Annotated in this window: 7 protein-coding genes; 4 read left to right on the top strand and 3 right to left on the bottom strand. The window is 44.4% G+C overall.

From position 1 onward, the window contains the following. Nucleotides 1-155: 155 nt before the first annotated feature. Nucleotides 156-869: a DNA/RNA nuclease SfsA gene (gene sfsA, locus KPL72_RS19465; protein WP_219704127.1), complete on the bottom strand. Its 714-nt coding sequence runs from the start codon at nucleotides 867-869 to the stop codon at nucleotides 156-158. A gap of 181 nt (nucleotides 870-1,050) precedes the next feature. Between sfsA and KPL72_RS19460 the strand changes: the two genes are divergently transcribed. The 3 genes from KPL72_RS19460 to KPL72_RS19450 all read left to right on the top strand — a co-directional run bounded on the left by KPL72_RS19460 (nucleotide 1,051) and on the right by KPL72_RS19450 (nucleotide 2,953). Further along, nucleotides 1,051-1,887 carry an AraC family transcriptional regulator gene (locus KPL72_RS19460; RefSeq protein WP_219704131.1) on the top strand — a complete coding sequence of 279 codons (837 nt, stop codon included), beginning with the start codon at nucleotides 1,051-1,053 and terminating at the stop codon, nucleotides 1,885-1,887. 46 nt (nucleotides 1,888-1,933) lie between these two features. Continuing rightward, on the top strand, nucleotides 1,934-2,569 hold the full coding sequence (locus KPL72_RS19455) for a LysE family translocator (RefSeq protein ID WP_219704125.1): 636 nt from the start codon (nucleotides 1,934-1,936) through the stop codon (nucleotides 2,567-2,569). 159 nt (nucleotides 2,570-2,728) lie between these two features. After that, nucleotides 2,729-2,953 (top strand): LysR family transcriptional regulator, encoded by a 225-nt coding sequence (locus KPL72_RS19450; protein ID WP_219704124.1) that lies wholly within the window; start codon nucleotides 2,729-2,731, stop codon nucleotides 2,951-2,953. A gap of 77 nt (nucleotides 2,954-3,030) precedes the next feature. Here KPL72_RS19450 and KPL72_RS19445 read toward each other — a convergent pair whose 3' ends face one another. After that, nucleotides 3,031-4,080: an ATP-binding protein gene (locus KPL72_RS19445; protein ID WP_072841980.1), complete on the bottom strand. Its 1,050-nt coding sequence runs from the start codon at nucleotides 4,078-4,080 to the stop codon at nucleotides 3,031-3,033. Continuing rightward, complete coding sequence (locus KPL72_RS19440) at nucleotides 4,077-4,832, bottom strand: response regulator (protein WP_232728931.1); 756 nt, start codon at nucleotides 4,830-4,832, stop codon at nucleotides 4,077-4,079. The genes KPL72_RS19445 and KPL72_RS19440 overlap by 4 nt, the downstream gene beginning before the upstream one ends. A gap of 118 nt (nucleotides 4,833-4,950) precedes the next feature. On the opposite strand from KPL72_RS19440, the gene KPL72_RS19435 reads away from it, so the two are divergent. After that, nucleotides 4,951-6,132: an efflux RND transporter periplasmic adaptor subunit gene (locus KPL72_RS19435; RefSeq protein WP_072841982.1), complete on the top strand. Its 1,182-nt coding sequence runs from the start codon at nucleotides 4,951-4,953 to the stop codon at nucleotides 6,130-6,132. Nucleotide 6,133: the final 1 nt, after the last annotated feature.

Here is a 6,133-nt window from a genome sequence, read left to right as displayed (position 1 = left end):
GGCGTATATTAAGGATCTACAGATTTTGTGCAACCCTTTTCGACATTTTCTTTCAATTTATTTTAAATAAAAGGGTATTCGTTCATAAAACCATCAAAGAACGCTCTTTTTGGTTGTTAAATAACCAAAACAACACAATAACAAGCTGGTTACTCTCATAGATCAGGCATAACCACGGGTACCGAACGCACAATTTTCATCTCTTGGGAATCGATCGCCACTTGATAGGCAATAACCTCTACTCCTTTCTCAACCACTTCAACAAATGCTTTTACATACTTTTTATCTATATGAGCAGCAGGCGTAACAGAACTTATTCCAGTATGGCTCACACAGAAGAACATTACTGCTCGATGACCTTCTTCAACCATTTTCGCCAGTTCGTATAAGTGTTTGCGACCACGATCCGTCACCGCATCGGGAAAATACCCCAAACCGTCCTCTTCTAATAAGGTGACGTTTTTCACTTCCACGTAACACTTACGACCATCATTGCCTGTGAGCAACCAATCAATACGGCTTTTCTCACCGTATTTCACTTCCGCTTTTTGTTCAGGGTAGTCAGCAAGTTCTTTCACCACACCATTGACAATGGCTTCACCAACCAACTTATTTGGGTAACCGGTATTAATACACGCTAGATACTGAGCGTCGACTTCCACCAGCTCCCAGGTGTAAGCCAGCTTACGCTTTGGGTTATCACTTTTAGATAGCCAAACACGAGCCCCATCCTGCTGACATCGTTTCATGGAGCCCGTATTTGGGCAATGAGCCACCACAACGTCACCGTTTGGCAATTCGATATCAGACAAAAAACGCTTATAGCGCTTAATCAATTTCCCTTCTATTAAGGGTGTTGGAAATTTCACAACAGAACTCCAGAATTTTTTTATGGGAACCATCACAATCTAAAACAACCACTCTCATATAAGGAAAGGTATTTTCATAGACCTTAAACAGACACCAACGTTAAGAGTGCCCTAGGCGGTTGCGCAAAACCAATTGGTGCAATAGGATCATTAGAGCCTTGATTTGGAGTTTTGCTTTGTGATGGATACGGTTCGTAATGTTAATCAGCATTTTTGGAGTAGCAAGGGTATTCCATTCCTTACAATACGCACAACTCAAAACAGCACGCAAAGCTATAAAACACACTGTCACTCCGAACTATCCATTGGCATCATTGAGTCAGGTACAACACTGTTAACCCTACCAAACAATGAGATGATGCTTGAAAAAGCGGACATGGTTCTTATTGAACCCAACGTCGTTCACTCCTGTAATCCCTTGCAGGGTCAGCCACGCAGTTACCACATGCTCTATATCGACAACACATGGTGCTGCCACTTGTTATCGAAACTCTATGGTTACGAGATCAAAAAATACGACTGCCAGCACAATTTACTACCAGCCCTAGGCAATGAGATAAAATTGTCGGAGATAATCCATGCCGTGTTAAATCAAGACAACGAGGAAACAGCAAGCCGCTTAGAAAGGCAGGTTTTTAGCCTAGTCAGCCGCTATTGCTCTCCTATTCTGGAACATGAGGACGAAAGCCATTTAGCCAGTGAGCTAAAAACTCGACTCTTACAAGATATAACACAGGCTCCGTCCCTTGATGTCATAGCGAAAGAGCTTGGCAAACCTGCGGAAACATTAATCCGCCGTTTTAAAAAGCATTACGGCATCACGCCAAAATCCTTTCTTAATAATAATCGGATTGAACAAGCTAAGATTTTATTGAGACAAGGAATGAGCATTGTGGATGTCTCCGCGGAAGTTGGCTTTTCAGATCAAAGCCAACTACATCGCACCTTTGTGAATTATACCGCTTCAACGCCTCGCCAATATCAACAAGGAACGTCAATTTTCGACAATATTCCCTGACACCCAAAGCCTATAGTTGGAAAAAATAATCTATAGGTAACTTGTTATGTCACTCGCAACCCTTCTTCCTGCGGCTTTTCCTGCATTAGCACTGGCTCACTTCGTCGCGTTATTAAGCCCAGGACAGGACTTTTTCCTAATTATTGCCCACTCTATCCGCCATCGATTACAAGGCAGTCGGTTTATCTGTCTTGGCGTCGCCCTAGGTAATGCGATTTATATCGCACTCGTTATACTGGGATGGGCAAATCTTCGAGATAATCAAATGGCTTTTGCATTGATTCAAGCCGCTGGTGCCATTTACCTTTTATGGGTTGGGCAAAAACTCCTACGCAGCAGAAAAAACAACGCACTACTGGAAACTGGTCAAGAGACGCCACCCTCCGCCATGCACCAACTCATCCTCGGATTAAACTCTGCTCTACTCAATCCTAAAAACGCTTTATTTTATATGAGCTTAATGACAGTCATCCTTGGCAGTGAGGTGACATTGATTCAACAAATCTCTTGCGGCGTATGGATGTTCCTTGTGGTGCTGTTTTGGGACTTATTTATCGCAACCGCCATCGGTCGCCCCCAGGTTCAAACCTATTTAAAAGCCTACATACACATAATTGAAAGAGTGGCCGGCGCCATTTTAATGGGCTTTGGCCTGACCTTATTTGCGGGATATTTTCTTTAACATTAATCTGGCTGTTTAAACCATGGGGGAATAGGCAAAATTACGTCTAGGAAAGACCAAGCCTGAAGGCTTTGACAGAGTATAATCTCCAACCTAAAGGGTGTTTTCCGACATTTACTGGTTACACCGCCAAGATTATTCCATTGTTTCAGGCTAGGTATGAAAGTAGAAGAAAGCTATCGTCGGGATTTAAACCTGTTAGTGGCGTTGCAAATCCTCGTTGAGGAGTGCAGTGTCAGCAAAGCTGCTGCTCGCTTAAACCTAAGCCAATCCGCCATGAGCCGAGTTCTAGGACGACTACGCACCTTACTATCGGACCCTTTATTTACTCGTCATGTTGTGTCCGTCATTGACCTTTATCTATCGCTCACCCAGTTCAGATAAAAAGTAACAGCGCAAACCATTAACAGTGGTGGCTATAAATCCAATGACACTGTGTCACCAAAGGCAATAATTTCTGTTTAAGATGGCCAGCATAGCTCGATTACCGTCCCACCCTTTTCATTTAGGTAGCAGTTAACATTTCCGCCATGCGCTTTTGCTATGGCCGCGACCACAGCGAGACCTAACCCGCTACCGTTTTTAGTATTGTCTTTGGCTCTGCGAAAAGCCGTGAATGCATGTGGTAGCAACTCCAACGGAATACCCGGCCCAGAATCTGCCACAGACAAGTAACAATCCTCATCTTTAAGTGCAGACGTGATGATTATTTCCCCCGGAAGAGCATACTTACTGGCATTTTCCAATATCGCTAACAAAGCCTGACGAATTCGAGTAGGGTCACAAATTACAGGCAATCTCGTTAAATTTAGCACCACATGCTGACCTGCCTCTTTAAGCATATTAGCGGATAAATCGGTAAGCAGCTTGATTTCGTCCGATAACTGGGTTTCTTCTAAGTTAACTTTTAACTCACCACTGTTCATTAAGCTAATAACACGAAGATCTTCAATTAAACGCGACAACCCTTCCACTTGAACCAAAAGTCTAACAAATTGGGCTTCATCTGGCGTAAACACCCCTTCTGCCAAGCCTTGTAGTCGTCCTCGTAAAATGGTCACAGGGGTTCTTAATTCATGGGCAATGGCCGCATTCCAAAAAGTGTGCTCTTCGGTCATACGCTGCAGCTTTTCTGCCAACAAATTTAGGTCATCAACCAATAAAGCGGCTTCACCAAGAGATCGATCCCCGACATGGGCGCGATAATTGAGATCCCCTTCGGCAATTCTTCGGATCCCTTCGGCAACCAAATTTAAAGGCTCCAATATGCGCTGGGATAACCGAATGGCGACATTGATTGCCAATAAAATAACTATTACTAAGGTTAATAAAATCCACAACCACTCTGGTCCTGTTGGGGCAAGGTTTTCCTCATTCGGCAGCACGTTAGGCCAGTACGCTTCCCATAGATAATAAAAAACAAACGACCCTATGGTGACCAATAAAGCGGATCCAATGGCTATTTTTATCATTGAAAAAGCAATTTGACGACTCAAACCACTTAATTTCATGAGTCACCTTTCAAGCGGTAACCAACACCACGAACTCCAGCGGGCACACCATGAACCCCAAAAGCATCGAGTTTTTTACGAATTTTACTAATGTGACTATCCACTGTTCGCTCTAGAGCATCCCCCTCTGGTAAACAAGAGACCAATAGCTCCTCTCGGGTAAACACGCGTTTCGGTGAACGAATGAAATGAGTTAAGAGCCTAAATTCGGTTAATGTCAACGCAAGTGAATGCGCTTCGCCGCTAACATAAACGGTTATGTCATGGCTTTCCAAATCCACTTCAAAAGGATCTGCACGCAATGTCTTACTCTTTGCAGAGGAGTTAACCTCTAAAGTACGTCGTAAAACAGCTTGCACTCTCGCCACCACTTCCGCCGGATTAAAGGGCTTCACGACATAATCGTCTGCGCCAATTCGAAGTGCCATCAGTTTATCCAAATCTTGATCCATCGCCGTAAGCATAATGACGGGGGTGTTACTATTTTGTCGTAACTGAGACAACACTTCCCAACCATCCTTTTTCGGCATCTGGATATCCAGCAAAATCAGATCCGGCTGAATAGAAGCATGAAGTTCAAGCGCCTGTTGTCCATCACCAGCATGAAGGACACGCATGTTATTACGCGTCAGATAAGCCGATAAAATATCAACAATTTCCAACTCATCCTCCACGATCAGAACCAATGCTTGACGATGATCTGGGCCTTCTTGATCAGACTTAGACATAACCTTGTGATTTTCAGAAAACAAATGCCCCTCCATCAAACCTCCACATTCACTCAGCAGAACCTCCACACACAAATAGTAAACTCACGAACAATTGAATTACTTAAACGCTTTTACGTTCATTTCCCCAAAGGATAGCGCAGTGAAAAAGATAAATACATGTGTATGTAGTGGCTTACATATCTTGATAATTAGCTTGTTGGTCGGTTGTCATCAGTCGAATCAAGAAGACAAGGATGAGATCGAATTAACAATACCCACTCCCTTAGTGTCAACGATTAAAGTAGAGCCTACGCCTCTTGAGATATATGAAACACTTCCTGGCCGAGTCATGGCCGTACGCACAGCTGACATTCGCCCACAAGTAACGGGGATCATACAACAAAGGCTATTCAAACAAGGGGCAGAAGTAAAAGCAGGCCAATCACTATTTCAGATTGATCCAGCCCCTTTTGTGGCAGAAGCCGACACGGCCAAAGCCAACTTATTGAGAGCACAGGTTACGTTCAAATTGGCTGACGACAAAGTCACGCGCCTCAAACCACTGCTAGCCGCCGATGCTATCAGTCGTCAGGATTATGACGATGCCGTGTTACTCCGTGACCAAGCGGGAGCCGATATTGCTGTTGCAAAAGCAACTCTGGCACGTCGTCAGCTTGATGTGACCTTTGCCAACGTGACAGCCCCCATATCAGGTCGCATTGAGCAAGCTTTAGTAAGTGAAGGGACATTAGTCAGTAGCACAGATACAAGCCCCATGGCGCGTATCCAGCAGATTGATCAAGTGTTTGTGGATATTCGTCGCCCCGCTACCTCGTTTCAAGCAACACGTGAAGCCTTAGCGGCAAATTCGGCGGGTGAATCGAATGCATCAGGCGCAACAATCGAAATTTTGCACAGTAACGGCCAACCCTATCCTATCAAAGGTCAGGCTTTATTCTCCGGCATTAATATCGACGTGAGCACAGGCGATGTTTTGCTACGCGTACTGGTTGATAACCCTCAACGCCTACTGTTACCAGGCATGTTTATCAGAGCAAAAGTTCTCCATTCAAGTTACCAAAATGCACTGATGGTTCCACAGCAAGCCGTTATGCATCTGTCGGGTGTACCTCATGTTTGGCGTATTGATGAGAAAAACTTTGCTCACTTTCAGCCGATAGCACTGGGGGAACTCATCCAGGGGCAATATCACATACAAGATGGAATAGAAGTCGGAGATATCATCGTCATCGAAGGAATGGATAGGCTTCAGGACGGTATGCTCGTCAATCAACACCCATGGAAAGAGTTCGACGCTCCTTCCGCACCTGTGACCCACTGAT

Source organism: Marinomonas lutimaris (genome assembly GCF_019426345.1).
Classification (GTDB): Bacteria; Pseudomonadota; Gammaproteobacteria; order Pseudomonadales; family Marinomonadaceae; genus Marinomonas; species Marinomonas lutimaris.
Note: the sequence above shows the minus strand (reverse complement) of the source record. Positions and strands in the feature narration are given on the sequence as shown.